The following is a 23,458-nucleotide window of genomic DNA, read 5'->3' as shown; positions in this document are numbered from 1 at the left end:
ACCGCCACAACGTGACGTGGGTCACAAGGAAAGCGTGTCTACCGCTTACCGAAATCGCCTGCCGCCGACATCTTGCGGCCGTTGCTCACCGCCGAGAACCCGGCCTCGGTGAAGCCGCAGTCGGTGATGATCGCGCGATGGCCCGGGCTGTTCATCCACCACTGCACCGCGGCGGCCGGGTTACGCGCCGCGCCGGTACCCCAGAAGACGACCTCGCCGACCGAGCCGTTCGTGGCGTAGCCGGCGTCGCGCACCCGCTGCGAGATCGACGACCCGTCCGTGCCGACATGGCCTTCGGCGCCGTTGTGCAGAACGTCGAGAGCGTGCCGCGCGGCGGCGGCCGTCAGCTGCGGGTTTAGCGCGAGCGGGCCGCAGCCGTTGGCGGCCCGGGTGGCGTTGATCAGGTCCAGCACCGCGTCGCCCTCGTCGCCGCTGGCCTGAGCCGGCGATCCCACGGCGAGCGTCGCGACACAAAGCATCGCGGCCGCCACACAGGTCGGCGGGGAACCGAAAATCTTCCGCGTCATCAGGTGCCCCCCAGAACGGGCTTGAAATTGTGGTCCCCCGACCCGCGTCCAAGTATGACCGATCGGACACCGATGCATAACGGTTTGGCTACATTTTCTAACTTCTCGGCGTTTCTACCCGGGCCCCTCCCTCGGGCGAACCCCGCAGGACCGGTCATTACTCTTGACCGCATGGCCGAACTGACGATTCCCGACGACCTCAAGCCCGGCGATGGACGGTTCGGCTGTGGTCCCTCCAAGGTTCGCCCCGAACAGTTGCGCGCGCTGGCCGACGCCGGCGATCTGTTCGGCACCTCGCACCGGCAGGCCCCGGTCAAAAACCTCGTCGGCCGGGTCCGCGACGGACTGCGTGCGCTGTTCTCGCTGCCCGACGGCTACGAGGTCGTCCTCGGCAACGGCGGCACCACCGCGTTCTGGGACGCCGCCGCGTTCGGCCTGATCGACAAACGCTCGCTACACCTGACCTACGGCGAGTTCAGCAGCAAGTTCGCCTCGGCGGTGGCCAAGAACCCGTTCGTCGGCGACCCCGTCGTCGTCAAGGCCGACCCCGGCAGCGCCCCCCAGCCCCAGGCTGACCCGTCCGTCGACGTCATCGCCTGGGCGCACAACGAAACCTCAACGGGCGTCGCGGTTCCCGTGCAGCGACCGGGCGGCTCCGGGGACGCGTTGGTCGCGATCGACGCCACATCGGCGGCGGGTGGGCTGCCCGTGGACATCCGCGAGGTCGACGCCTACTACTTCGCGCCGCAGAAAAACTTCGCCAGCGACGGCGGCCTGTGGGTGGCGATCCTGTCACCGGCCGCGCTGGCCCGCGTCGAGGCCATCGCCTCCTCGGGACGCTGGGTGCCCGAGTTCCTGTCGCTGCCGATCGCGATCGACAACAGCAGCAAGAACCAGACCTACAACACCCCGGCGATCGGCACCCTGATCATGTTCGCCGAGCAGCTCGACTGGATGCTGGGCAACGGCGGCCTGGACTGGGCGGTCAAGCGCACCGCGGACTCCTCGCAGAGGCTGTACAGCTGGGCCGAGGCCTCGCAGTTCGCCACGCCGTTCGTCACCGATCCGCAGCTGCGCTCGCAGGTGGTGGGCACCGTGGACTTCTCCGACGACATCGATGCCGGCGCTGTGGCGGCCACATTGCGCGCCAACGGGATCGTCGACACCGAGCCCTACCGCAAACTCGGCCGCAACCAGCTGCGCATCGGGATGTTCCCCGCCGTCGAGCCCGACGACGTGAGCGCGCTGACCGCCTGCGTCGACTGGGTGGTGGAACGGCTCTGACCTCACCGCGTGTCTACGCGGTAACGGGGAGATAACGCAGTAGGGTCCGGTTGATCGGGCTTGGCGCTAGCCCTGAGGAGGTCGGCATGCGAGAACTCAAAGTCGTTGGGCTTGACGTCGACGGCAAACACATCGTCTGCGAGGCCGACTCCGGCGAGAAGTTCGCCCTTTTGTCAGACGACCGGCTGCGGGCCGCCGTGCGCGGCGACAAGGCCGCGTCGAGCCAACCACGAAGCGATTCAGAGGTTCCGAACGTGCTGCGTCCCAAAGAGATTCAATCCAGGATTCGAGCGGGCGCATCCGTCGAACAGGTCGCGGCCGCCGCCGGCGTCGACGTCGAACGCGTCGAACGGTTCGCGCACCCCGTCCTGCTGGAACGTGCGCGCGCCGCCGAGTTGGCCACCGCGGCCCATCCGGTGCTGGCCGACGGCCCCTCGGTGCTGACTCTTCTCGAGACGGTGACGACGGCCCTGATCGCCAGGGGCCTGGATCCGGACGCGACCAACTGGGACGCGTGGCGCAACGAGGACGGCCGCTGGACCGTGCAGCTGGCGTGGAAGGCCGGCATGTCCGACAACGTGGCGCACTTCCGGTTCACTCCCGGCGCCCACGGCGGCACGGTGACCGCGTTCGACGACGCCGCCTGTGAGCTCATCGATCCGGACTTCGCCCGGCCGCTGCGGCCCGTCGCGCCCGTCGCCGAGCTCGACCACGAGGAGCCGACGCCGCCCGAGCAGCAGGCCCCGGTGTCGCAGGCCGCGCCCGAACCCGAGCCGCCTGCCCCCACCAAGTCGGCCCGGCCCCGCAAGGGCAAGCCGCCGGTGCCGGCGTGGGAGGACGTGTTGTTGGGCGTGCGCTCCAACAGCCGGTAGCACGGCCGCTCGGCGAGGGAAACCGTCACCCGCCGACGGCGATGGCCAGCAGCGCCAGCCACGCCCCGGCCACTCCGACACCCGAACCCAGCACGAACCAGCGCCAGACCGGCAGCCTGCGCCAGCCCCACACCGTCGGCGCCAGCCCGCCGACCGCGACCAGGTTCAGACCGACGGCCAACAGCGGATGGACCCGCATCAACCCCAGGCTGAGCACCACCACCGCCGCCGCGGTGACCGCCGCGACGAACGCGGCGACGGTCAACCCCATCGCCCACGGCGTCGACTCGTCGGTCACGGGTTCAACCTAGCCCGCTCGTAGAACGCCAGGGCGGCAGCCGTGGCGACGTTGAGCGAGTCGGTGCCCCGCGACATCGGGATCCGCAGCCGCAGATCGCTGGCCGCCATCGCGCGTTTGGTGAGCCCCGGGCCCTCCGCCCCGACGAGGATGGCCACCCTCTCGTGCGCGACGGCGGTCATCGCGTCGGCCACTGTGCGTGCCGCCGGATCGGGCGTCATGGCCAGTAGTCGAAACCCGTTGTCGCGCAACAGATACAGATCGCACGGCCAGTCGGAAGCCCAGGCGTACGGCACCAGCAGCGCATGACCCATCGACACCCGCACCGCGCGCCGGTAGAGCGGGTCGGCGCATCCGGCACCGAACACCACCGCGTCGACGTCGAGGCCCGCGGCGTTGCGGAAGATCGACCCGAGGTTCTCGTGGTCGTTGACGCCCTCGAGCACGGCGATGGTGCGGGCGCCGGCAAGCACCTGTGTGAGCGTCAACTCGCCGGGACGCGACGCCGACGCCAGCACGCCGCGGTTGAGATGGAACCCGACGACGTCGGCCATCACCTCGGCGGAGACCCGGTAGTACGGGGCGTCGACGCCGTCGAGGTCGGCGGCGAGTTCGGCGAGGCGCCGGTCGGTGCCCATCATCGCGCGCGGAGTGAAGCGTGACGCCAACATCCGCTGGACCACCAGTACCCCTTCGGCGATGACCAGCCCCTTGCCGGTGGGCAGATCGGGTCTGCGATCCACGCTGTTGAGATCGCGAAAGTCGTCGAGCCGCGGGTCGGCGGGGTCGGCGACGTCAACGACGTTCACGTGCAGCAGACTAGCGATCGGCTAGGTTGAGCAGCGATGTCACCCAAGGTTCCGCCACCCCCGCTGTTACCGCCCGCCCTGCTCAACCCGTGGCCGGTCATCGTGGTGATCGGGGCGGGCTGGGTGATCGCCGCGGTGCTGTCGTTCACCATGCCCGAGTTGGCGCAGTGGCGGCCGTACGCGGTGGCCGGGCTCGGGGTCGGCGCCCTTGGCACATCGATATTTCTGTGGCAGCGTCACGCTGTGCGCCGCGGTGCTCGTGGCGCACAGCACGGACTGGACTGAATTCCGAAACCAGACAAGGGGATCGCCATGGCAGCTCCGGTGCTACAGGCCGAGATCGACATCAACGCTCCGGTCTCGAAGGTCTGGGAGGTGATCTCGGATCTGCGTCGGATGCCGGAGTGGAGCCCGCAGTGCCGGCGCATGATCGTCCTGGGCGGTGCACCGCGGGTAGGCAGCCGCACCATCAACTTCAACCGCCGCGGCTTTCAGTTCTGGCCCACCACGAGCCGTATCACGGAGTTCGTTCCGGAGAAGAAGCTCGCGTTCCGGGTGAACGAGAACGGAACGGTGTGGAGCTACGAGCTCGAACCCACCGACACCGGCACCCGGCTGGTGGAGACCCGGCACGCCCAGAACGGCGTCAAACCCATCTCCACCAAGCTCACCAACGCGTTCATGGGCGGCGTGGAGAGTTTCGAACGTGAACTCGTCGACGGCATGAACCAGACCCTGGCCCGGATCAAGGCCGTCGCCGAACGCTAGTCGGCCGGCTCGGTCAGATCCAGCACACCGTCGTCGTACGGCGCGAACTGCGGAGAGCCGCTGCCCGGCGGCTGCGGGGTGTCCGAGTGGGCGCCACAGCCGTATTCGGAGTCGACGACGTGTCCGTCGGCGGAGAATTCGTTGGCGCACACCCCGAACATCACGCCCAGCGATCCCGACAGCGGAACATAAAAGCCGCAGTCCCGACACACCCGCCGCGTCGACCGGGCCATCGCCGAGTTGGGGCCGAAGTCGCCGTCGTGCCAGCGCTGCGCGGCCGCCCGGCGTCCCCACGGGCTCAGCGCATGCCGTCGGCCCAGGCCGATCTCCGCGGCGACCTCGTCGACCTGCGGGTCACCGCTGGACATGTAGCCGGGCACCAGGCGGGGGTCGTCGGTCGCCGGGGCGAGCAGGTCCCCGGGGCTCAGGTCACCCGGTTTGATGCGTTCCTCCCAGGGCACCCACTTGGGTGCCAGCAACGCCGTCGGCCCCGGTACCAGGACGACTTCGCTGATCGTGGCCTGCTCGGCGCCCGGCGCGGCCGCGACGACGACGGCCCACTGCCAGCCCCGGTAACCGGGCATGTCCGCGAGGAACCGGTGGGTCGCCGCGGTGGGGTCCTCAAAGCCGGCCCCGAGATACTCCCCGACGGTGTCTTCGCCGCTGTGCTCGACGATCGCCGCGCGCGCCAGATCGACGGCACCCATCAGCACCGTCTCCAGGTCCGGGCGTTCGGCCGGTGCCGCCGCGCCGTGCCCGGGCGATTCGGTCACGCTGTCCATCGCCATTCATACTGCCTGACCGGGACACCGGTAGCCACACCGGTCGGCTACCCGGCCACTGTCGCACCGATGGTGGACAATCGACTTCGTGACCGGACCGCGGCGTGACCACCGGGACCCGGCGGGTCGGCGTGACCCTCGCTATTACCCGCCGCGCCCGCCCGCGGCGGAAGACGACTGGGCCGATCCGCGCGCGGGCGAGCACCCGGGGATGGCCAACTATCCCAGCGACGGCGGCTATCGCCGGGCGCGGCGGGCCGACGCCACCCCGAGCGCGAATCGGTGGTTGCCGCCGCTGGACGAGTCGGAGCGCCGGTACCGCTACTCGACCCCGCCGCCGGGAACGGGTGCCGCGGCCGGCGAGAAGATCACCGTGACGCGAGCGGCCGCCGCGCGCAGCCGCGAAGTCGGGTCCAAGATGTATGGCCTGGTGCACCGGGCCGCGACAGCCGACGGCGCCGACAAGTCCGGGCTGACCGCGCTGACCTGGCCGGTGGTCGCGAACTTCGCCGTCGACGCCGCGATGGCCGTCGCGTTGGCCAACACCTTGTTCTTCGCGGCGGCCACCGCGGAGAGCAAGAGCAGGGTCGCGCTCTACCTGCTGATCACCATCGCACCGTTCGCGGTCGTCGCTCCCCTGATCGGTCCTGCCCTCGACCGGCTGCAGCACGGCCGCCGTGTCGCGCTGGCGATGTCGTTTCTGTTGCGCACCGTGTTGGCGCTGGTGTTGATCATGAACTACGACGGGGCGACCGGCAGCTTCCCGTCGTGGGTGCTGTACCCGTGCGCGCTGGGAATGATGGTGCTGTCCAAGTCATTCAGCGTGCTGCGCGGCGCGGTGGCACCGCGGGTGCTGCCGCCGACGATCGATCTGGTGCGGGTGAACTCGCGGCTGACGATCTTCGGGCTGCTCGGCGGGACCATGGCCGGCGGGTTGATCGCCGCGGGTGCGGAGTATCTGTTCAACCTGTTCGACGCGCCCGGAGCGCTGTACATCGTGGTCGTGGCGACGGTGGCCGGTGCGGTGCTGGCGATGCGGATACCGAAGTGGGTCGAGGTCACCGAGGGTGAGGTGCCCGCGACGCTGAGCTACCACGGCCGCACCGGCGAGCTGCGCCGCGACTCTGAGGCGCAGCCCGCGAGCGGCGCGGCGCGGCAGCCGTTGGGCCGCAACTCGATCACCGCGCTGTGGGGCAACTGCACGGTCAAGGTGATGGTCGGCTTCCTGTTCCTGTATCCGGCGTTCGTCGCCAAGTCGCACGACGCCAGCGGATGGGAGCAGCTACAGATCCTCGGGTTGATCGGGGCCGCCGCGGCGATCGGCAACTTCGCGGGGAACTTCACCAGCGCCCGGCTCAGGCTCGGCCACCCGGCGCAGTTGGTGGTGCGCTGCGCGACCGCGGTCACCGTCGGCGCCCTGCTCACCGCGGTCAGCGGCAACCTGCTGGTGGCGGCGGCCGCCACGCTGATCACATCGGGCGCCAGCGCGATCGCCAAAGCCTCCCTGGACGCGTCGCTGCAGGACGACCTGCCCGAGCGCTCCCGCGCGTCGGCGTTCGGGCGTTCGGAATCGTTGCTGCAGTTGGCCTGGGTCGCCGGTGGCGCGATGGGCGTGTTGATCTACACCGAACTGTGGGCCGGGTTCACCGCGATCACCGCGCTGTTGATTCTCGGCCTGGCCCAGACGGTGGTCAGCTACCGCGGCGACTCGCTGATCCCGGGCTTCGGCGGCAACCGTCCCGTGCTGGCCGAGCAGGAGGGAGGCCGACCGGATCCCGCGGCGGTGAGGCGTCGGTGAAACGCGTCGTCGCCGGGTTGGCGGTCGTGGCGGTGTTGGCTGCGATCGGGACCGGGGTGCTGATCTGGCGGCTGGGCCAGGACCCGCGGCCCGCACATCCGGAGATCAGCGCCTACACCGACGGTCAGCTCACCAGGGTCGGCCCGTACCAGTACTGCCAGGTGCTCAACCCGACCGATTGCGAAATCCCGCGCGCCGGAGGCGAACTGACCGTCGACGCGGAACACACCGTGCAGCTGTCGGTGCCGCCGGCGATCTCCCGCGCCCCGTGGGTGCTGGTGCGCACCTACGAGGGCGAGGACGTCGTCGACGAGTTCCGGCCCGGCAGCCGCAACGCGGTCACCATCCCCACCGTCGACCCGCACCGCGGTAAGCTGTTCGGCTTCGTCGTGCAGTTGCCGACGCTGGTGCGCGACGAGGACGGCAACGAGTTCCCGGTGCCGCACGCCGAGTGGTCGGTGCGCACGGTCTGGCCGTAATCCCCACGCCGAGATCGACGTATTGGCGCGTTCTACTCGCACTTTCTCGCCCGTTTGTCCCTTTGGGCGAAGAGGTGCGCAGCTCAACCGGCGGTGTGGGCCTCGGGGACGCGTTCGCTCTGCGGCGTCGGGCCCGGCGGGGTGCCATCGCCGAACGGACTGCCGCCCAACGCTTCCCGACCGTGCGGCGTCAACCAGTTCGACAGGTCGGGCCCGTTGGGCACCACCTGCGTCGGGTTGATGTCCGTGTGCACGATGTAGTAGTGCTGCTTGATCTGCACGAAGTCGATGGTGTCGCCGAAGCCCGGTGTCTGGAAGAGATCGCGTGCGTAGGCCCACAGCACCGGCAGCTCGGAAAGCTTCTGCCGGTTGCACTTGAAATGCCCGTGATACACCGGGTCGAAGCGGGCCAGCGTGGTGAACAGCCGCACGTCGGCCTCGGTGATGGTGTCGCCGACCAGATACCGCTGGTCCTTCAGCCGGTCCGACAGCCAGTCCAGCGCGGCGAACAACCGGTCGTAGGCCTTGTCGTAGGCCTGCTGGGACCCGGCGAACCCGCAGCGGTACACGCCGTTGTTGACCTCGGTGTAGATGCGTTGGGCCACCTCGTCGATCTCGTCGCGCAGCGGTTCGGGATACAGCTGCGGCGCGCCGTCGCGATGGTACTGCGTCCACTCGGTGGAGAAGTCCAGCGTCATCTGCGCGAAGTCGTTGGTGACCACCTGCCCGGTCGGCACGTCGACGATCGCGGGCACCGTGATGCCCTTCGGGTAGCCGGGAAACCGCTTGAAATAGGCGTCCTGCAGGCGAGGGATCTTCAGCACCGGGTCCACCCCGTCGGGGTCGAGGTCGAAGGTCCAGCTGCGCTCGTCGTGGGTGGGGCCGCAAAAACCAATGGACAGCACGTCTTCCAGGCCCAGCAGCCTGCGCACGATGATGGTGCGGTTGGCCCACGGGCAGGCCCGCGCCACGATCAGCCGGTAGCGGCCGGGCTCGACGGGATAGCCGTCGCGGCCGTCGGCGGTGATGCGGGTCGTGATGTAGTCGGTGTCGCGGTTGAACTCGCCTGCTGACTTGGACTTGTCGGCGACATAGCTCACCCCTCGGTTCTACCCGTCGATCCTGAACTTATGCACCGGAATCCCAGGGCGCTTCGTGCACAAGCTCAGATTCGGCGCCCGGGGGGCTCAGCGCTCCAGTTCGCGGGCCACGGCGCGCACCACCTCGGACACCCGCCGCGCGGTCTTGCGGTCCGGGTAGCGGCCCTTGCGCAAGTCGGGCTGCACCGCGCTCTCCAGCAGCGTGATCATGTCTTCGATCATCCCGTGCAGTTCGTCGGGGCTGTGCTTGCGCTCCGCGGCGGCCGCCTCGCGACGGGTGCGGGTCAGGCTCGGCGGCGGGTCGATGATCGTCACGCTCAGCGCCTGCGGGCCCCGACGGCCCGAGGCGATGCCGAACTCCACCCGCTGGCCGGCCTTGAGGGTCTCGACGCCGGCGGGCAGCGCGGAGGACCGGACGTAGACGTCCTCGCCGTCCTCCTGCGACAGGAACCCGAAGCCCTTCTCGGCGTCGTACCATTTCACGCGGCCGGTCGGCACTGGTCTCACCTACTGTCTTTCGGAAGCTCTCACATGACGAACGCGTCCCGCCTGCATCGGGACGCGATGGAGTGATCTTACTCGGCGGCCTTGCGCCCCAGCATCCTCATTAGCCCTCACTGGTCGGTGAAATGCGCCTCGGTCGTCACGGGTACACCGGCGCGCAATGTGTTCATCACGATGCAGCAGTTCTCTGCCGAGGCGACCATGGCTTCCGTCAGGTTCGCCGGTGTGCCCTCGGCCGTCGCCAAATCGACGGTGCACCGCATCGCGCTGAATCCGACCGGAACGTCGCGGTCGACCATGAGCGCGCCGCGGACGTCGACGTCGGCGGCCACCTCCACGTCGAGCCGGGTCAGCCGCACGCCAAGCCGGTTGGCGATCATTCGCAACGTGGAATCGAAACAGGCCGCCAGCGCCGCGCAGAGCATGTCCCCAGGGTTGGGGTCGTCGTGGTAGCCGCCGACGGCCGCATGCGCCCCGATGCTCAGCACGGATTCGCCGCCGCGGGTGCCCGCAACGACGCGGCCGTGGAACGGGTCGAGTTCGGCACCGCGCACGGCCCTGGCCCGATCGGTGATCTGCGCGGGCCCGGGTTCGGTTTGATAGCGAACCCGCAGCGGATCCTGCCGATCACCGACCAATGTCCTTGACTGGGATGCCATTGCGATCACCTACTCCAGGGCAACCGTACTCCCGACTGGGTAGGCTGGAACGACCGCTGGAGGTGAAATGCGCCTGATCCTGAACGTCATCTGGTTGATCTTCGGCGGCCTGTGGCTGGCGCTGGGTTATCTGCTGGCGGCCCTGCTCTGCTTCGTCCTGATCATCACGATTCCGTTCGGGTTCGCCGCCCTGCGGATCGCCTCCTATGCGTTGTGGCCGTTCGGCCGCACCATCGTCGAGAAGCCGGGCACCCGGCCGGGCGCGCTGATCGGCAACGTCATCTGGGTGATCCTGTTCGGGATCTGGCTGGCCATCGGTCATATCGTCAGCGCGGCGGCCATGGCGGTCACCATCATCGGCATCCCGCTGGCGCTGGCCAACCTCAAGATGGTTCCGGTCTCGCTGGTGCCGCTCGGTAAGGAGATCGTGCCCGTCGACCAGGTGCACTCGGCCTTCAACGCAACGCGAGCGCCCGCATGACCCTCATCGATCTGGGCGTGCCGTCGCTGGGACCGGCTCGACCCGCGCCCACCTCCGGTCCGCTGATCGACACCTTCGGCCGGGTGGCCACCGATCTGCGAGTGTCGCTGACCGACCGATGCAACCTGCGCTGCACCTACTGCATGCCCGCCGACGGCATGGACTGGCTGCCCACCGACGCGCTGCTGTCCCCCGACGAGCTGATCCGGCTGTTAATTGTCGCCGTGACGCGGCTCGGTATCACCAACGTGCGCTTCACCGGCGGCGAGCCGTTGGTGGCCAAAGGCCTGGAAGACATCGTCGCCGCGACGGCTGCGTTGCGGCCCCGCCCGGAGATCACATTGACCACCAACGGAATCGGGCTCGACAAGCGGGCGGCGAAGTTGAAGCGGGCCGGCCTGGACCGGATCAACATATCGCTGGACACCGTCGACGCGGCGCGCTTCGCCCGCATCACCCGCCGCGACCGGCTGCCCGACGTGCTCGCCGGGCTGCAGGCCGCCAAGGCCGCCGGGCTGAACCCGGTCAAGGTCAACGCGGTGCTCGACCCCGTCACCGGCCTCGACGACGCGGTCGCGCTGCTGCGGTTCTGCCTCGAGCACGGATACCAGCTGCGCATCATCGAGCAGATGCCGTTGGACGCCGAACACCAGTGGCAACGCGACCGGGCGATCAGCGCCGACGAGGTACTCGACGTCTTGGGGCGGCACTTCGAGCTGACACCGGATCCCGCACCGCGGGGTTCGGCTCCGGCGCAACTGTGGCAGGTCACCGGCGACACCGGGGTAGTGGGCAAGGTCGGCGTCATCGCCTCGGTGTCGCACGCCTTCTGTTCGGCCTGTGACCGCACCCGGTTGACCGCCGACGGCCAGGTCCGCAACTGCCTGTTCGCGCGGGAGGAGACCGACCTGCGCCGGCTGCTCCGTACCGGCGCCGACGACGACGCGATCGAGGCCGCGTGGCGCGCCGCGATGTGGGTCAAGGCCGCCGGCCACGGCATCAACGATCCCGGTTTCATACAGCCGGACCGGCCGATGAGCGCGATCGGCGGGTAGCGCGATGACGTCGACCACGACGGTGCAGGTGACCGTGCGCTATTTCGCGGCCGCACGGGCCGCGGCAGGTAACGATGCGGAGACAATCCGGATCGGACCCGGAACGACGGTCGCCGAACTGGTCGACCGGCTCGGTACGCGCGATGCGAAATTGGCAAAAGTGTTGTTGCGCTGCACCTTTCTGTGCGACGGGATCGCCGTGCGGGATACGTCGACGGTGCTGCGCGACGCGCAAACCGTCGACGTCCTTCCCCCGTTCGCCGGCGGTTAGCCGTGATTTACCTCACATAACGAAATGGTCACAGGCTGGCTACGGCCGGATGTATCGCCGTACAGTCCTGCGAAAACGGGCTACTTTGCTGGGCCTTTAGAGCCCTTTTAATATTTGCCGCCTCCGGAAACGCCGTTATCGACAAAAGATGACGGGTCCGCGGCGAGCCGTTACGGTTCAGCCCAAGCCGTCGACCACGAAATCGATCGGCCCGCCGTGCTCAGCCGCGCCGAACTCCATCCGCTGGCGCACGGCACCACGACCGACCAACTCGGATGGAGGCGGGGGACCCAACCGGTCCGCCGAACAGCAGCGGACTCGGAGCCTTTCGGCTCCTTGGGGTGAAGCCGTCGTCGTCATCACCGACGATGCCGGCCGGGCGACCTCTCCAGCCCGAACCCGACAGCTGACCTCGCGGGCGCCGACGAGAGGACCTAGCGCACGCATGAGTGGACGACACCGCAAGCCCACTGCATCAGCCGTAAACGTCGCGAAAGTCGCCTTCACCGGCGCAGTCATCGGCGGCGGAAGCATTGTTCTCGCCGGGCACGCGAACGCAGCCACCGACCACGAATGGGATCAGGTCGCCAGGTGTGAATCCGGCGGCAACTGGGCCATCAACACCGGCAACGGATATCACGGCGGTCTGCAGTTCGCGCCCGGTACGTGGGCCGGCCACGGCGGCAAGGAGTTCGCGCCGGCTGCGCACCTGGCCACCAAGGAAGAGCAGATCGCGGTCGCAGAGCGCGTGCTGGCGACCCAGGGCAAGGGCGCCTGGCCGTCCTGCGGGGGACCGCTTTCCGGGCATACGCCCCGCAACGTCGTCAAGGACGAGCCACAACCGCTCGACGCGCCGGCTCTCAACGGCGTGCTGCCGCCTCCGCCGCCGGTCGACCCGCTGGCACCACCGCCACCCCCGGCGCCGGTCGACATGCTGTCGGCCCCGCTGCCCGAGGCCCCACCACCGCCGCCGGTCGACCCGCTGGCACCACCGCCACCCCCGGCGCCGGTCGACATGCTGTCGGCCCCGCTGCCCGAGGCCCCACCACCGCCGCCGGTCGACCCGCTGGCACCACCGCCACCCCCGGCGCCGGTCGACATGCTGTCGGCCCCGCTGCCCGAGGCCCCACCACCGCCGCCGCCGGTCGACCCGCTGGCACCACCGCCACCCCCGGTTGACGCGCTCGCGGCACCCCTGCCCGAGGCCCCACCACCGCCACCACCGGCGCCCGCGCCTCCGGCCCCACCGATCGAGGACACGGTCACGCAGACCGTCGGGGACTGGGACGTCATCGCCGAGGGCGTCGACGAGGGCTTGGTGCCTGCGGAACAGCCACAGCTGTGGTCGCTGAATGCCCCGCAGAGCCCGGCGTCGGTCGACCCGGCGCTGCAACCGGCGCCCGCGCCGGCCCCCGTCGACCCGATGGCTCCGCTCAACGCCGTGGACATCCCCGCCCCGGCGGTCAACGCGGCCAACCAGGTCGTCAGCGGCGAGGTTCCGGTGCCGCCGGAAGGGGTGCCGCACCTGGCCAGCCCGGAGAATCTGCCCCCCGGCACGACGACGGATCGTTCTGAGCTGCCGACGCAGAGCCCGAACGTCAGCTATCTCAAGGAGATCTGGCACGCGATCCAGACCCAGGAGATCACCGGCACGGATGCATTGCTGGCACTGACCCAACGTCCGCTGACCACGCCCGACACCCCGGGCGGGCCGGCGCCGAACCTTCCGGTCGCCCCGCCGGCGCCCGCGCCGGCTCCGCCGCTGCCGCCGGCCTGACCGGTGGGCAGCCGCTAAGCCGAGTTCACCCACTCCTCGGAGCCGTCGGCGAAGAACTGGTGCTTCCAGACCGGAAGCCGTTCCTTGACCATGTCGACGAGCCGCGCACACGTCTCGAATGCGGCCGCGCGATGGTCGGCGGCCACCGCCGCGACCAGGGCCGCGTCGCCGATGTGCAGCGTTCCGATGCGATGGCTGACCGCGATCGCCCGCACACCGTGACAGTCCGCGGCGATCTCGGCGGCCACGTCGGCCAGCGTCTGCTGCGCGGACGGATGCGCGGAGTACTCCAACCGGGTCACCGTGCGTCCGCCGTCGTGGTCGCGGACCACCCCGGCGAACCCGACAACCGCGCCTGCCGACGCGTGGGCGACCAGCGCCTCGTGGTCAGCCAGCTCGATGACGTGTTCGGTCACCTCTGCGCGTAACACGTCGGTCATCGTTGGTGGTCTCCGCCCGCCAGTTGATCCAGGGCGTGCTCGAGGACGTCGTCGAGCACGCCGAGGCCGTCCTTCACCCCGCCGGGCGAGCCCGGCAGGTTGATGATCAGGGTACGGCCCCGCACCCCGCAGACGCCCCGCGACAGAATCGACGTCGGCACCTTCGGAAGCCCGGAGCGCCGGATCGCGTCGGCCAGCCCCGGGATCTGGTAGTCGACGATGTCGGCGGTGGTGTCGGCGGTCCGGTCGGTAGGCGAGATGCCGGTGCCGCCGGAAGTGATTACCACGTCGGCGTTTTCGTCGATCGCGCCGAGCAGCGCCTCGGCCACCGCCGGCCCGTCGGCGACGACGACCGGTGGCGGGGTGGCGATGTCGCGTTGGTTGAGCCAGTCGACGACGATTGGGCCGCAGCGGTCTTCGTACACCCCGGTCGCCGCCCGCGTCGACGCGATGACCACTCGCCCGGATTTCACGGCCGCGTCCATGTCCCGGTTTTGCCGCCCTCTTTGCGCAGCACCCGCACGTTGTCGATGCGGGCGGCGGGGTCGACGGCCTTGATCATGTCGTAGAGCGTCAGCGCGGCCAGGCTGACGGCGGTCAACGCCTCCATCTCGACGCCGGTGCGGTCGGTGGTGCGCACGGTCGCGGTGATGGTCACCTCGGTGTCGCCGATCTCGAAGTCCACGTCGACGCCGGTGAGGGCCAGCTGGTGGCAGAGCGGAATGAGGTCGCTGGTCCGTTTGGCGGCCATGATGCCCGCGACGCGGGCGGTGGCCAGCGCGTCGCCCTTGGGCAACCCGCCCGCCGCGATCAGCGCGACGACGTCGGCGGTGGTGATCAGGCGGCCCGCCGCGACCGCGGTGCGCTTGGTGGCCTCTTTGGGGGTCACGTCGACCATGTGCGCCGCGCCCGTTTCGTCGACGTGGGAGAGGCGACGCCCGGCCGAGCCGGGTAGACGACCCTCAACGCCGTTGGACACCGCTACCTGTTGACGACGGTGACCGGATGTAGGTAGGGCAGGTCGTCGGACGGCAGCGGGAACTCCAGGTCCCCGAACGGCGACAGCGCGCCGGTGCGGTCGGCCGCGAGCTCACTCACCGCATGGTCGTCCTCACCGTCGATCGCCGGCCAGCCTGGGTCGACGTACTGCTTCTTCTGCCGCTTGTTGTCTGCCACGCTCACATTGTGGCAAATGCGGTGGCCAGTAGCGACACCGGCGTGCTGGCTTACCCTTGTCGGCAATGACCGAAAACGCGGCGGAGGGCAGCGGCGAAGCGGCCGGCGCGCCGGCACGGGTGGTGCCGCTGGGTGCCTGGTTGGCCGACCTGCCCGACGAGCGGCTCATCCGGCTGCTGGAGCTGCGGCCCGACCTGACCCAACCGCCGCCGGGCACCATCGCCGCCCTGGCCGCCCGCGCGCAGGCGCGGCAATCGGTCAAAGCCGCCACCGATGACCTCGACTACCTGCACTTGGCGGTGCTCGACGCCCTGCTGGTGCTGCATGCGGACACCGCGGGTGTCCCGCTGACCAAGCTGCTGGAGCTGATCGGCGACCGGGCACCGCAGGAGGCCGTCGTCGCGGCGGTCGACGGCCTGCGTGAGCGTGCGCTGGTGTGGGGTGACACCACAGTGCGGGTGACCGCCGAAGCCGCAGGCGGATTGCCCTGGTTCCCCGGCCAGGCCAGCGTCGAGGACACCGACCCCGCCGATCTCGCCGATCGGCTGGCCGCGTTGGACGAGGCCCAAGACGAGCTGCTGCGCAAGCTGTTGGACGGCTCACCGGTCGGGCGCACCCGCGACGCCGCGCCGGGCACCCCGCCGGACCGTCCGGTCCAGCGCCTGCTGGCGGCCGGATTGCTGCGCCAGCTGGACGCCGAGACGGTGATCCTGCCGCGGCTGGTCGGCCAGGCGCTGCGCGTGGAGCTGCCCGGCCCGGTCACGCTGACCCCGCCCGACCCGGTGGTGTCGACCACCACCGCCGCGGACGTCGACGCGGTCGCGGCCGGAGCGGTGATCGACTTGCTGCGCGAAGTCGAGCTGGTACTCGACACGCTTTCCGCGAATCCGGTTCCCGAGCTGCGCAGCGGCGGGCTCGGGGTGCGCGACCTCAAGCGGCTGGCGAAACACACCGGCATCGAGGACCGCAGGCTCGCCCTGATCCTCGAGCTGTCGGCGGCGGCCGGGCTGATCGCGGCGGGCATGCCCGAGCCCGAGCCGCCCGACGACGCCGGCCCGTACTGGACCCCCACGGTGGCCTCCGACCGGTTCGTGGAATCCCCGACCGCGGCCAAGTGGCATCTGCTGGCGTCGACCTGGCTCGATCTGCCGGGCAGACCCGGGCTCATCGGCAACCGCGGCCCAGACGGCAAACCGTATGCGGCGCTGTCTGATTCGCTGTTCTCGACCGCGGCGCCGCTGGATCGGCGACTGCTGCTCGACGTGTTGGCTGAGCTGCCGCCCGGTGCGGGGGTCGAGGCGAAAGAGGCGTCGCTGGCGATGATCTGGCGCAGACCGCGGTGGGCCGCGCGGCTGCAGCCCGCACCGGTGGGTGACCTGCTGGTCGAGGCTCATGCGCTCGGCGTGATGGGACGCGGCGCGATCGCCACCCCGTTCCGGTCACTGCTGGCGGGGGATTCCCCCGAGGACGTCGTCCAGGCGATGGAGAAGGCGCTGCCCAAGCCGATCGATCACTTCCTGCTTCAAGCCGACCTCACCGTGGTCGTCCCCGGTCCGCTGGAACGCGGCCTGGCCGAGCAGCTGGCGGCGGTGGCCGACGTGGAGTCGGCCGGCGCGGCGATGGTGTACCGCATCAGCGAGGGGTCGGTCCGGCGCGCCCTGGACACCGGCCGGACCGCCGGCGAGCTGCACTCGCTGTTCAGCAGGCACTCCAAAACCCCGGTGCCGCAGGGGTTGACGTATCTCATCGACGATGTGGCCCGCAGGCACGGCCAGCTGCGGGTCGGCATGGCCGCCTCGTTCGTGCGGTGCGAGGACGCCACGCTGCTGGCACAGGCGGTCGCCGCGCCGGCCACCGACGCTGTGGAGCTGCGGTTGCTCGCGCCGACGGTCGCGGTGTCGCAGGCGCCGATCGCCGAGGTGCTCGCCGCGCTGCGGGCCGCCGGGTTCGCGCCCGCCGCCGAGGACTCCACCGGCGCCATCGTCGACATCCGCGCCCGCGGTGCGCGGGTCCCGGCGCCGTCGGGCCGCCGCCGCGCGTACCGCCCACCCACGCCCACCACCCAGACGCTCAGCGCGATCGTCGCCGTGCTGCGCAAGGTCGCCGCCAGCCCCGCGGGCAGCATGCGCCTCGACCCGGCCGTGGCGATCTCGCAGCTGCAGGAGGCCGCGCACCGGCAGACCTCGGTGGTGATCGGTTATGTCGACCCCGCGGGGGTGGCCACCCAGCGGGTGGTGGCCCCGGTCAATGTGCGCGGCGGCCAGCTGACCGCCTACGACCCGGCCACCGGCCGGATGCGCGAGTTCGCCATCCACCGCGTCACCTCGGTGGTCTCCGCCTAGCCCCTGGCGGCGAGCGTGCGTGTTTGAGGGCGACACGCCGCGACAAAGCCGCAGTTCACGCACGCTCGTGACGGCCGGTGTCCGGGGCATCCGGATAATGGACGGGATGACCAGGCAGCCAGAATCGGGGAATCGCGCATGACCGACGGCCCCTTGATCGTGCAGTCCGACAAAACGGTGCTGCTCGAAGTCGACCACGCCCAGGCCGGGGAGGCACGCGCGGCGATCGCTCCGTTCGCCGAGCTGGAGCGCGCACCCGAGCACATCCACACCTACCGCATCACGCCGCTGGCGCTGTGGAACGCCCGCGCGGCCGGCCACGACGCCGAGCAGGTGGTCGACGCGTTGGTCAGCTTCTCCCGCTACGCGGTGCCGCAACCGCTGCTCGTCGACATCGTCGACACCATGGCGCGCTACGGGCGCCTGCAGCTGGTCAAGCATCCGGCGCACGGGCTCACGCTGGTCAGCCTCGACCGCGCGGTGCTCGAGGAGGTGCTGCGCAACAAGAAGATCGCGCCGATGCTGGGCGCGCGCATCGACGACGACACCGTCGCCGTGCACAACAGCGAACGCGGCCGGGTCAAGCAGATGCTGCTCAAGATCGGTTGGCCCGCCGAGGATCTCGCCGGATACGTCGACGGCGAGAAGCACCCGATCAGCCTGGCCCAGAACGGCTGGCAGCTGCGCGACTACCAGCAGATGGCCACCGACTCGTTCTGGGACGGCGGCTCCGGTGTCGTGGTGTTGCCGTGCGGGGCGGGCAAAACGCTGGTCGGCGCGGCCGCGATGGCCAAAGCCTCGGCGACCACCCTGATCCTGGTGACCAACACGGTCGCGGGCAGGCAGTGGAAGCGCGAGCTGCTCAACCGGACGTCGCTCACCGAGAACGAGATCGGCGAGTACTCCGGCGAGCGCAAGGAGATCCGGCCCGTCACCATCGCCACCTATCAGGTGATCACCCGGCGCACCAAAGGTGAGTACCGCCACCTGGAGCTGTTCGACAGCCGCGACTGGGGGCTGATCATCTACGACGAGGTGCACCTGTTGCCCGCCCCGGTGTTTCGAATGACCGCGGACCTGCAATCGCGGCGGCGGCTGGGGCTGACCGCGACGCTGATCCGCGAGGACGGCCGCGAGGGCGACGTGTTCAGCCTGATCGGGCCGAAACGCTACGACGCCCCGTGGAAGGACATCGAGGCCCAGGGCTGGATCGCGCCCGCCGAGTGCATCGAGGTCCGGGTGACGATGACCGACAACGAGCGAATGCTCTACGCGGTCGCCGAGCCCGACGAACGCTACAAGCTGTGCTCGACGGTGCACACCAAGATCGCGGTGGTGAAGTCGATCCTCGACAAGCATCAAGGCGAACAGACCCTGGTGATCGGCGCGTATCTCGACCAGCTCGAGGAGCTCGGGGCGGAGTTGAACGCCCCGGTGATCCAAGGATCGACCAAGACCTCGGAGCGTGAAGCGCTGTTCGACGCGTTTCGCCGCGGCGAGATCTCCACCCTGGTGGTGTCGAAAGTGGCCAACTTCTCCATCGACCTACCCGAAGCCAGTGTGGCGGTCCAGGTTTCGGGAACCTTCGGCTCGCGTCAAGAGGAGGCCCAGCGGCTGGGCCGGCTACTGCGCCCCAAGGCCGACGGTGGCGGGGCGATCTTCTACTCGGTGGTGTCGCGTGACAGCCTGGACGCCGAGTACGCCGCGCACCGGCAGCGCTTCCTCGCCGAGCAGGGCTACGGCTACGTGATCAAGGACGCCGACGACCTACTCGGCCCGGCCATATAGGCCGCGACGATCAGGTGTGTTGCCCAACGTCTTTCGCGACGGTCAGCAGCACAACGGAGTCCTCAAGGGCGTCCAGGCCGTGGCGAGTGCGCGGGATGACGATCTGGTCACCCGTCGAACCCTCCCAGCTGTTCTTCGGATCGGTCACCTTGACCCGGCCCTGGATCACATACAGCGTGGCCTCACCGGGGCTCTCGTGCTCGTCAAGGCTCACACCCGCGGTCAGCGCGATCAACGTCTGACGCAGCGAATGCTCGTGTCCGCCGTAGACGGTGTGCGCGGCGCGGCCACTCTTGGCGGCGCGGGCCTTGTCCAGCTGCTCGCGAGCGAGCGCGGTGAGTGACATCTTCTCCATGCCGTGAATCCTGCCACCTCACATAAGGGAAGTCCCGCCGGGTCGGCGCGGGCAGGGTGACGAAAGCGCGCGCCGATGTCAATACTCGACGAAGACGCGATCCGAAAAAGGGGGATTGATGACGTCGCCACTGACGGGTCTGGGCCTGACCAGCCCGGTCCTCGCCGCGCCGATGTCGGGCGGGCCGACCACCCCTGCGATGGTGATTGCCGCCGCCCGCGCAGGAGGGCTGGGGTTCGTCGCCGCAGGCTACAAGACGCCGGAAGCGCTCGCCGCCGAGATATCGGCCGTCCGCGCCGCGGGGGTCCCGTTCGGCGTCAACCTGTTTGCCCCGAACCCTGTCCCGGTGTCGGTCGACGCGTACCGGCGGTACGCGCAGGCGCTGACCTCGGTGGCCGACCGGTTGGGGGTGACGCTGCCCCGCGAGCCGGTCGAGAACGACGATGAGTTCCGCGCCAAGGTCGACCTGCTGCTCGCCGAGCCCGTGCCGGTGGCCAGTTTCACGTTCGGCATCCCCGGCGCGGCCGTGATCGCCGACCTGAAGCGCGCCGGCACCGCCGTCGTGCAGACGGTCACCTCGGTGCCAGAGGCCCGCGCGGCCGCGGATGCGGGGGTCGACATGCTCGTCGTCCAATCCCACCTCGCCGGAGGGCATTCGGCGACGCTACACCCGCAGCGGGCTCCCGAACCACTCGCCGTCGGCGAGCTGGTGCGCGCGGTGAGCGACACGGTCGGCCTGCCGGTGATCGGGGCGGGCGGCTTGTCGACGGCGGCCGACGTCTCCGGTGTCCTTGGTGCCGGCGCGGCCGCGGCGATGGTGGGCACCGTCCTGTTGCTCGCCGACGAGAGCGGTGCCTCACCAACCCATCAGCGGGCGCTCACCGATCCGGGCCGCACCGAAACCGTCGTCACCCGCGCGTTCACCGGTCGGCCGGCCCGCGGTCTGCGCAACGCGTTCATCGACACCTATGAGTCTCAGGCGCCGCTGGGCTATCCGGCGATCCACCACCTCACCAGCCCGCTGAGAAAGGCGGCCGCCGCCGCCGATGAGCCTGAGTTGCTGCATCTGTGGGCCGGTACCGGATACCGCAACACGCGACGGGCACCGACCGAGCAGATCCTCACCGAGCTCGCTGCGGCTAGCTCAGCGCCGGAATGACCTCGCGTTCGAACAGCTCGATGCCGGAGCGGTCGTAGGCGGCCTCGGGAAAGTAAAGGATCGCGTACTCACAGCCGAGCTCGCGCATGCGCGTGAGCTTTTCGACGACCTGCTCCGGTGTGCCGCTGGCGGATTCGGGTGCGGTGACCGATCCCAACATGGCGTCCACCGCAGCCGGGTCGGCCTTGGCGACCTGGCGGGCACGCAGCCGCTCCACCCGGGACTTGACGTCGGCCTCCGACTCCCCGATCACCGAGTTGAAGTTGGCCGAACGCACGATCGCGTCGTAATCGGTGCCGACATCGCGGCAGTGTTCCGCCAGCACCTGAGACTTGTGCATGAACCCTTCGGGTTCCGAGGTGAAGTTCGTGTACTGCGCGTATTTCGCGGCGATGCGCAACGTCACCTTCTCGCCGCCGCCGGCGATCCACAGCGGGATACCGCCGTCCTGCAACGGTTTTGGCGCCACGATCGCGCCGTCGACCTGGTAGTGCTTGCCGTGGAAGGTGACCATGCCGTCGCGCCAGGCGTCGCGCATGATCTGAACGCCCTCGTCCAGGCGGCCCAGACGCTCGCCCGCGGAGGGGAAGCCGTAACCGTAGGCGCGCCATTCGTGTTCATACCAGCCGGCGCCGATGCCCATCTGCACGCGGCCGCCGGAGATGATGTCGGTGGTGGCGGCGACCTTGGCCAGATAGACCGGGTTGCGGTAACTCATCGCCGTGCACATCTGCCCCAACTTGATGCGTGAGGTGGTCGCCGCGTAGGCGGCCATCAGCGTCCACGCCTCGTGGGTGGCCTCGGAGGTGGGCACCGGCACGGTGTGGAAATGGTCGTAGACCCACAGCGAGTCCCAGGACGCGGTGTCGTCGGCGTGTGCGGCGAGGCCACGCATCACCGGCCAATGCTCTTCGGTGGGGATATCCACCAGATCCAGTCGCCAGCCCTGCGGGATGAACAGTCCGAAGCGCATGGCATTCGACTCTAGGCGACCGAACTCACCATCGGCGGGGAACGCCACCCTCCGAAAACCTTCTCCAGATGGGCCGCCACCGCAAGCGCTGTCGCGTCCTGCCACGGCCTGGCGACGACCTGCACTCCGATGGGCAGCCCCTCTTTGGATGTGCCGCAGCGGACGACGGCGGCCGGCCAGCCGGTCAGGTTATGGACCATCAGGTGGGAGAAGTCGGAGACCTCGACCAGGCCGTGATGATGCGGTTTGGCCGGGGTCGGCATCGCGGGCCCGACGATGACGTCGTAGTCGGCCATGAAGGTGAGCATCTTGATGCGGTACGTGTCGATGTCGGCCCATCGCCTCCTCGCCTCCGACAACGAGAAGTCGACGTCGCGGGCCTGTGCGAGAAACTCCGCGAGCTCTTCGGACGGGTCGGTCGCGCCCATCGCCGCCAGGTCGGCCTCGAAGCCGAGCCCGCGGTCACCGCCCAGGAAGACCGACTCCCACAGCAACGTCATCGTGCGTCCGAGGCACGCGGGGGCGTCGTGCTCGACGGATCGCGCGACGTCGGCCAGCGCCCGAACCGCATCGGTGACCACGGTGGCGACATCGTCGTCGGGTGGTGAGATGCCGTCGTCCAGGTAGGTGGCGATCCGCAGGTCCGCCACGTCGACGTCGTCCGGGTCCGCGAGCGGGGCGGGCACGGCGTAAGGGTCGCGCAGATCGGGGCCGTTCATGATCGACAACCCCAGATACAGGTCTCGCACCGACCGGGCGAGCGGCCCGTAGCAGTTGAACTGGCCGAAGACGCCCAGCGCGTCGCCGAAGACGCTGCCGGTCCTCGGGATCCGGCCGTGGGTGGGCTTGAGCCCGGCGAGCCCGGTGTTGTGGCACGGCTGACGGATGCTGCCGCCGCCGTCGGAGCCGACGCTCAGCGCGGCGCCACCGGCGGCGACCAGCGCGGCCGACCCACCGCTGCTGCCGCCGGGTGTCCTCGTCAGGTCATACGGATTGTTGGTGCGGCCGTAGAGGTTGTTGTTGGATTCACCGCCTCGCCCCATCTCGGGGACGTTGGTGAGGCCCAGCACGATCGCGCCCTCGTCGCGGAGCCTCGCCACCGCCGTCGCGTCGCGGCTGGACCGGGCACGCAGCACCGGGCTTCCGCCGGAGCATTCGAGTCCGGCAACCAGCATGACGTCCTTGACGACCACCGGCAGCCCGTGTGCCCGGCCCAGCGCAGCCCCGCGCGCGGCTCGGTCATCGGCGGCCGCCGCGGCTCGCAGGCACGTCTGCGGATCGGCCGCACTGACAAGCGCGTTGAGCGCCGGATCGACGGCGTCGATGCGGGCCAGGTGGGCCTGCACGACGTCCCGGCACGAGACGGCGCCCTCTGACATCAGCCGCACAAGCTGGTGGCCCGGTAACTCGCAGAGGTCCGTCATGTTGGCTCATCTCGCATCGGACACAGGGTCGCAGTTGCAACGCGGCGACGGCGGTTGGCTCGTCAGGAACACTTTGGTGGTATATGGTGTGGCTCACATGAAGGATTTCATGTGATTTGTGTCACATAGGAGGCGGTCGTGGGCCGTGAATTTGAGACGCATCCCGTACGAGCAGGCGGCGCCGCCGGCGTTCGCTGGTTCTATGTCCTTCTTCTCGTCGTCATCGCCATCGCGGCCGTGGCCGGCATCGTGAGTACCGCGGCGATGGGGCAGACGCAGGTCGCCATCATCATCGGCCTGGTCACCATGGCGTTCTTCTCGCGGGTGGCGGCCTGAC

Annotated in this window: 28 protein-coding genes and 1 riboswitch; of the genes, 14 read left to right on the top strand and 14 right to left on the bottom strand. The window is 69.7% G+C overall.

Going from position 1 to position 23,458, the window contains the following annotated elements; genetic code table 11:
* Positions 1–38 precede the first annotated feature (38 nt).
* A complete protein-coding gene (locus G6N28_RS15400; RefSeq protein ID WP_235674583.1) occupies positions 39–527 on the bottom strand; it encodes a CAP domain-containing protein in 489 nt (162 codons plus the stop codon).
* Positions 528–698: 171 nt separating this feature from the next.
* Here G6N28_RS15400 and serC point away from each other — a divergent pair, with 171 nt between their 5' ends.
* Together serC and sepH are read left to right on the top strand one after the other, a co-directional pair.
* Entirely contained in the window at positions 699–1,811 is a 1,113-nt protein-coding gene (gene serC, locus G6N28_RS15395) for a phosphoserine transaminase (RefSeq protein ID WP_163901649.1), read from the top strand.
* 86 nt (positions 1,812–1,897) lie between these two features.
* On the top strand, positions 1,898–2,683 hold the full coding sequence (sepH, locus tag G6N28_RS15390; protein WP_163901647.1) for a septation protein SepH: 786 nt from the start codon (positions 1,898–1,900) through the stop codon (positions 2,681–2,683).
* A 25-nt stretch (positions 2,684–2,708) separates the two neighbouring features.
* Here the strand turns inward: sepH and G6N28_RS15385 are convergent, their stop codons facing one another.
* Both G6N28_RS15385 and G6N28_RS15380 read right to left on the bottom strand, forming a co-directional pair.
* Positions 2,709–2,981, bottom strand: coding sequence for a DUF2537 domain-containing protein (locus G6N28_RS15385; RefSeq protein ID WP_163901645.1), 273 nt, complete (start codon positions 2,979–2,981; stop codon positions 2,709–2,711).
* The gene (locus tag G6N28_RS15380; protein ID WP_407665016.1) at positions 2,978–3,796 is read right to left on the bottom strand and encodes a TrmH family RNA methyltransferase; all 819 of its coding nucleotides are present in this window, start codon (positions 3,794–3,796) and stop codon (positions 2,978–2,980) included. The genes G6N28_RS15385 and G6N28_RS15380 overlap by 4 nt, the downstream gene beginning before the upstream one ends.
* Before the next feature lie 30 nt (positions 3,797–3,826).
* On the opposite strand from G6N28_RS15380, the gene G6N28_RS15375 reads away from it, so the two are divergent.
* Positions 3,827–4,075, top strand: coding sequence for a DUF2530 domain-containing protein (locus tag G6N28_RS15375; protein WP_163901643.1), 249 nt, complete (start codon positions 3,827–3,829; stop codon positions 4,073–4,075).
* A gap of 27 nt (positions 4,076–4,102) precedes the next feature.
* On the top strand, positions 4,103–4,558 hold the full coding sequence (locus G6N28_RS15370) for an SRPBCC family protein (RefSeq protein ID WP_163901641.1): 456 nt from the start codon (positions 4,103–4,105) through the stop codon (positions 4,556–4,558).
* On the opposite strand, the gene G6N28_RS15365 is transcribed toward G6N28_RS15370, so the two are convergent.
* On the bottom strand, positions 4,555–5,340 hold the full coding sequence (locus G6N28_RS15365) for a DUF3027 domain-containing protein (protein WP_163906283.1): 786 nt from the start codon (positions 5,338–5,340) through the stop codon (positions 4,555–4,557). The two genes, G6N28_RS15370 and G6N28_RS15365, sit on opposite strands and share 4 nt — an antisense overlap.
* A gap of 88 nt (positions 5,341–5,428) precedes the next feature.
* Between G6N28_RS15365 and G6N28_RS15360 the strand changes: the two genes are divergently transcribed.
* Positions 5,429–7,138 carry an MFS transporter gene (locus G6N28_RS15360; RefSeq protein ID WP_163901639.1) on the top strand — a complete coding sequence of 570 codons (1,710 nt, stop codon included), beginning with the start codon at positions 5,429–5,431 and terminating at the stop codon, positions 7,136–7,138.
* Positions 7,135–7,617 (top strand): DUF2771 domain-containing protein, encoded by a 483-nt coding sequence (locus G6N28_RS15355; RefSeq protein WP_163901637.1) that lies wholly within the window; start codon positions 7,135–7,137, stop codon positions 7,615–7,617. The genes G6N28_RS15360 and G6N28_RS15355 overlap by 4 nt, the downstream gene beginning before the upstream one ends.
* Positions 7,618–7,700: 83 nt before the next feature.
* On the opposite strand, the gene G6N28_RS15350 is transcribed toward G6N28_RS15355, so the two are convergent.
* The 3 genes from G6N28_RS15350 to G6N28_RS15340 all read right to left on the bottom strand — a co-directional run bounded on the left by G6N28_RS15350 (position 7,701) and on the right by G6N28_RS15340 (position 9,880).
* On the bottom strand, positions 7,701–8,717 hold the full coding sequence (locus G6N28_RS15350; protein WP_163901635.1) for a glutathione S-transferase family protein: 1,017 nt from the start codon (positions 8,715–8,717) through the stop codon (positions 7,701–7,703).
* An 87-nt stretch (positions 8,718–8,804) separates the two neighbouring features.
* Positions 8,805–9,215, bottom strand: a complete 411-nt coding sequence (locus G6N28_RS15345) for a cold-shock protein (RefSeq protein ID WP_163901633.1) — start codon at positions 9,213–9,215, stop codon at positions 8,805–8,807.
* A gap of 116 nt (positions 9,216–9,331) precedes the next feature.
* Positions 9,332–9,880, bottom strand: a complete 549-nt coding sequence (locus G6N28_RS15340) for an OsmC family protein (protein WP_197745787.1) — start codon at positions 9,878–9,880, stop codon at positions 9,332–9,334.
* 67 nt (positions 9,881–9,947) lie between these two features.
* Here G6N28_RS15340 and G6N28_RS15335 point away from each other — a divergent pair, with 67 nt between their 5' ends.
* The 4 genes from G6N28_RS15335 (at position 9,948) to G6N28_RS15320 (ending at position 13,464) form a co-directional block, all read left to right on the top strand.
* Complete coding sequence (locus G6N28_RS15335) at positions 9,948–10,361, top strand: YccF domain-containing protein (RefSeq protein WP_163901629.1); 414 nt, start codon at positions 9,948–9,950, stop codon at positions 10,359–10,361.
* A complete protein-coding gene (gene moaA / locus G6N28_RS15330; RefSeq protein ID WP_163901627.1) occupies positions 10,358–11,416 on the top strand; it encodes a GTP 3',8-cyclase MoaA in 1,059 nt (352 codons plus the stop codon). The genes G6N28_RS15335 and moaA overlap by 4 nt, the downstream gene beginning before the upstream one ends.
* 4 nt (positions 11,417–11,420) lie before the next feature.
* Positions 11,421–11,687: a MoaD/ThiS family protein gene (locus G6N28_RS15325; RefSeq protein WP_163901625.1), complete on the top strand. Its 267-nt coding sequence runs from the start codon at positions 11,421–11,423 to the stop codon at positions 11,685–11,687.
* Positions 11,688–11,940: 253 nt separating this feature from the next.
* Positions 11,941–12,123, top strand: a riboswitch (cyclic di-AMP (ydaO/yuaA leader).
* 9 nt (positions 12,124–12,132) lie between these two features.
* Positions 12,133–13,464 carry a transglycosylase family protein gene (locus G6N28_RS15320; RefSeq protein WP_163901623.1) on the top strand — a complete coding sequence of 444 codons (1,332 nt, stop codon included), beginning with the start codon at positions 12,133–12,135 and terminating at the stop codon, positions 13,462–13,464.
* A gap of 14 nt (positions 13,465–13,478) precedes the next feature.
* On the opposite strand, the gene G6N28_RS15315 is transcribed toward G6N28_RS15320, so the two are convergent.
* The 4 genes from G6N28_RS15315 to G6N28_RS15300 form a co-directional block, all read right to left on the bottom strand.
* Positions 13,479–13,904, bottom strand: a complete 426-nt coding sequence (locus G6N28_RS15315) for a molybdenum cofactor biosynthesis protein MoaE (RefSeq protein WP_163901621.1) — start codon at positions 13,902–13,904, stop codon at positions 13,479–13,481.
* The gene (locus G6N28_RS15310; protein WP_163901619.1) at positions 13,901–14,389 is read right to left on the bottom strand and encodes a MogA/MoaB family molybdenum cofactor biosynthesis protein; all 489 of its coding nucleotides are present in this window, start codon (positions 14,387–14,389) and stop codon (positions 13,901–13,903) included. Before G6N28_RS15310 ends, G6N28_RS15315 begins: the two co-directional genes overlap by 4 nt.
* Complete coding sequence (moaC, locus tag G6N28_RS15305; RefSeq protein WP_163906281.1) at positions 14,374–14,802, bottom strand: cyclic pyranopterin monophosphate synthase MoaC; 429 nt, start codon at positions 14,800–14,802, stop codon at positions 14,374–14,376. The genes G6N28_RS15310 and moaC overlap by 16 nt, the downstream gene beginning before the upstream one ends.
* An 83-nt stretch (positions 14,803–14,885) precedes the next feature.
* The gene (locus G6N28_RS15300) at positions 14,886–15,086 is read right to left on the bottom strand and encodes a hypothetical protein (RefSeq protein WP_407664964.1); all 201 of its coding nucleotides are present in this window, start codon (positions 15,084–15,086) and stop codon (positions 14,886–14,888) included.
* A gap of 59 nt (positions 15,087–15,145) precedes the next feature.
* Here G6N28_RS15300 and G6N28_RS15295 point away from each other — a divergent pair, with 59 nt between their 5' ends.
* Together G6N28_RS15295 and G6N28_RS15290 are read left to right on the top strand one after the other, a co-directional pair.
* Positions 15,146–17,422, top strand: coding sequence for a helicase-associated domain-containing protein (locus G6N28_RS15295; protein WP_163901615.1), 2,277 nt, complete (start codon positions 15,146–15,148; stop codon positions 17,420–17,422).
* A gap of 138 nt (positions 17,423–17,560) precedes the next feature.
* Complete coding sequence (locus G6N28_RS15290; RefSeq protein WP_163901613.1) at positions 17,561–19,210, top strand: DNA repair helicase XPB; 1,650 nt, start codon at positions 17,561–17,563, stop codon at positions 19,208–19,210.
* Between the two features lie 10 nt (positions 19,211–19,220).
* Here G6N28_RS15290 and G6N28_RS15285 read toward each other — a convergent pair whose 3' ends face one another.
* Complete coding sequence (locus tag G6N28_RS15285) at positions 19,221–19,565, bottom strand: cupin domain-containing protein (protein WP_163901611.1); 345 nt, start codon at positions 19,563–19,565, stop codon at positions 19,221–19,223.
* A 118-nt stretch (positions 19,566–19,683) separates the two neighbouring features.
* Here G6N28_RS15285 and G6N28_RS15280 point away from each other — a divergent pair, with 118 nt between their 5' ends.
* The gene (locus tag G6N28_RS15280) at positions 19,684–20,724 is read left to right on the top strand and encodes an NAD(P)H-dependent flavin oxidoreductase (protein ID WP_163901609.1); all 1,041 of its coding nucleotides are present in this window, start codon (positions 19,684–19,686) and stop codon (positions 20,722–20,724) included.
* On the opposite strand, the gene G6N28_RS15275 is transcribed toward G6N28_RS15280, so the two are convergent.
* Together G6N28_RS15275 and G6N28_RS15270 are read right to left on the bottom strand one after the other, a co-directional pair.
* On the bottom strand, positions 20,705–21,697 hold the full coding sequence (locus G6N28_RS15275) for an LLM class F420-dependent oxidoreductase (protein WP_163901607.1): 993 nt from the start codon (positions 21,695–21,697) through the stop codon (positions 20,705–20,707). The two genes, G6N28_RS15280 and G6N28_RS15275, sit on opposite strands and share 20 nt — an antisense overlap.
* A gap of 11 nt (positions 21,698–21,708) precedes the next feature.
* On the bottom strand, positions 21,709–23,121 hold the full coding sequence (locus G6N28_RS15270) for an amidase (protein ID WP_163901605.1): 1,413 nt from the start codon (positions 23,119–23,121) through the stop codon (positions 21,709–21,711).
* 138 nt (positions 23,122–23,259) lie between these two features.
* Here G6N28_RS15270 and G6N28_RS15265 point away from each other — a divergent pair, with 138 nt between their 5' ends.
* Positions 23,260–23,457: a hypothetical protein gene (locus G6N28_RS15265; protein ID WP_163896472.1), complete on the top strand. Its 198-nt coding sequence runs from the start codon at positions 23,260–23,262 to the stop codon at positions 23,455–23,457.
* The last annotated feature ends 1 nt before the right edge of the window (position 23,458 follow it).

Origin of the sequence: Mycolicibacterium pulveris (assembly GCF_010725725.1) — a bacterium.
GTDB lineage: Bacteria > Actinomycetota > Actinomycetes > Mycobacteriales > Mycobacteriaceae > Mycobacterium > Mycobacterium pulveris.
The sequence above is the reverse complement of the archived record's forward strand: the minus strand, read 5'-3'. Positions and strand labels throughout refer to the sequence as shown.

Coding starts and splice junctions, on each gene's coding strand:
- G6N28_RS15400 (WP_235674583.1), bottom strand. CDS start 527: ATGACGCGGAAGATTTTCGGTTCCCCGCCGACCTGTGTGGCGGCCGCG.
- serC (WP_163901649.1), top strand. CDS start 699: ATGGCCGAACTGACGATTCCCGACGACCTCAAGCCCGGCGATGGACGG.
- sepH (WP_163901647.1), top strand. CDS start 1,898: ATGCGAGAACTCAAAGTCGTTGGGCTTGACGTCGACGGCAAACACATC.
- G6N28_RS15375 (WP_163901643.1), top strand. CDS start 3,827: ATGTCACCCAAGGTTCCGCCACCCCCGCTGTTACCGCCCGCCCTGCTC.
- G6N28_RS15370 (WP_163901641.1), top strand. CDS start 4,103: ATGGCAGCTCCGGTGCTACAGGCCGAGATCGACATCAACGCTCCGGTC.
- G6N28_RS15365 (WP_163906283.1), bottom strand. CDS start 5,340: ATGGACAGCGTGACCGAATCGCCCGGGCACGGCGCGGCGGCACCGGCC.
- G6N28_RS15340 (WP_197745787.1), bottom strand. CDS start 9,880: ATGGCATCCCAGTCAAGGACATTGGTCGGTGATCGGCAGGATCCGCTG.
- G6N28_RS15335 (WP_163901629.1), top strand. CDS start 9,948: ATGCGCCTGATCCTGAACGTCATCTGGTTGATCTTCGGCGGCCTGTGG.
- moaA (WP_163901627.1), top strand. CDS start 10,358: ATGACCCTCATCGATCTGGGCGTGCCGTCGCTGGGACCGGCTCGACCC.
- G6N28_RS15325 (WP_163901625.1), top strand. CDS start 11,421: ATGACGTCGACCACGACGGTGCAGGTGACCGTGCGCTATTTCGCGGCC.
- G6N28_RS15320 (WP_163901623.1), top strand. CDS start 12,133: ATGAGTGGACGACACCGCAAGCCCACTGCATCAGCCGTAAACGTCGCG.
- G6N28_RS15315 (WP_163901621.1), bottom strand. CDS start 13,904: ATGACCGACGTGTTACGCGCAGAGGTGACCGAACACGTCATCGAGCTG.
- G6N28_RS15310 (WP_163901619.1), bottom strand. CDS start 14,389: ATGGACGCGGCCGTGAAATCCGGGCGAGTGGTCATCGCGTCGACGCGG.
- moaC (WP_163906281.1), bottom strand. CDS start 14,802: ATGGTCGACGTGACCCCCAAAGAGGCCACCAAGCGCACCGCGGTCGCG.
- G6N28_RS15295 (WP_163901615.1), top strand. CDS start 15,146: ATGACCGAAAACGCGGCGGAGGGCAGCGGCGAAGCGGCCGGCGCGCCG.
- G6N28_RS15290 (WP_163901613.1), top strand. CDS start 17,561: ATGACCGACGGCCCCTTGATCGTGCAGTCCGACAAAACGGTGCTGCTC.
- G6N28_RS15285 (WP_163901611.1), bottom strand. CDS start 19,565: ATGGAGAAGATGTCACTCACCGCGCTCGCTCGCGAGCAGCTGGACAAG.
- G6N28_RS15280 (WP_163901609.1), top strand. CDS start 19,684: ATGACGTCGCCACTGACGGGTCTGGGCCTGACCAGCCCGGTCCTCGCC.
- G6N28_RS15275 (WP_163901607.1), bottom strand. CDS start 21,697: ATGCGCTTCGGACTGTTCATCCCGCAGGGCTGGCGACTGGATCTGGTG.
- G6N28_RS15270 (WP_163901605.1), bottom strand. CDS start 23,121: ATGACGGACCTCTGCGAGTTACCGGGCCACCAGCTTGTGCGGCTGATG.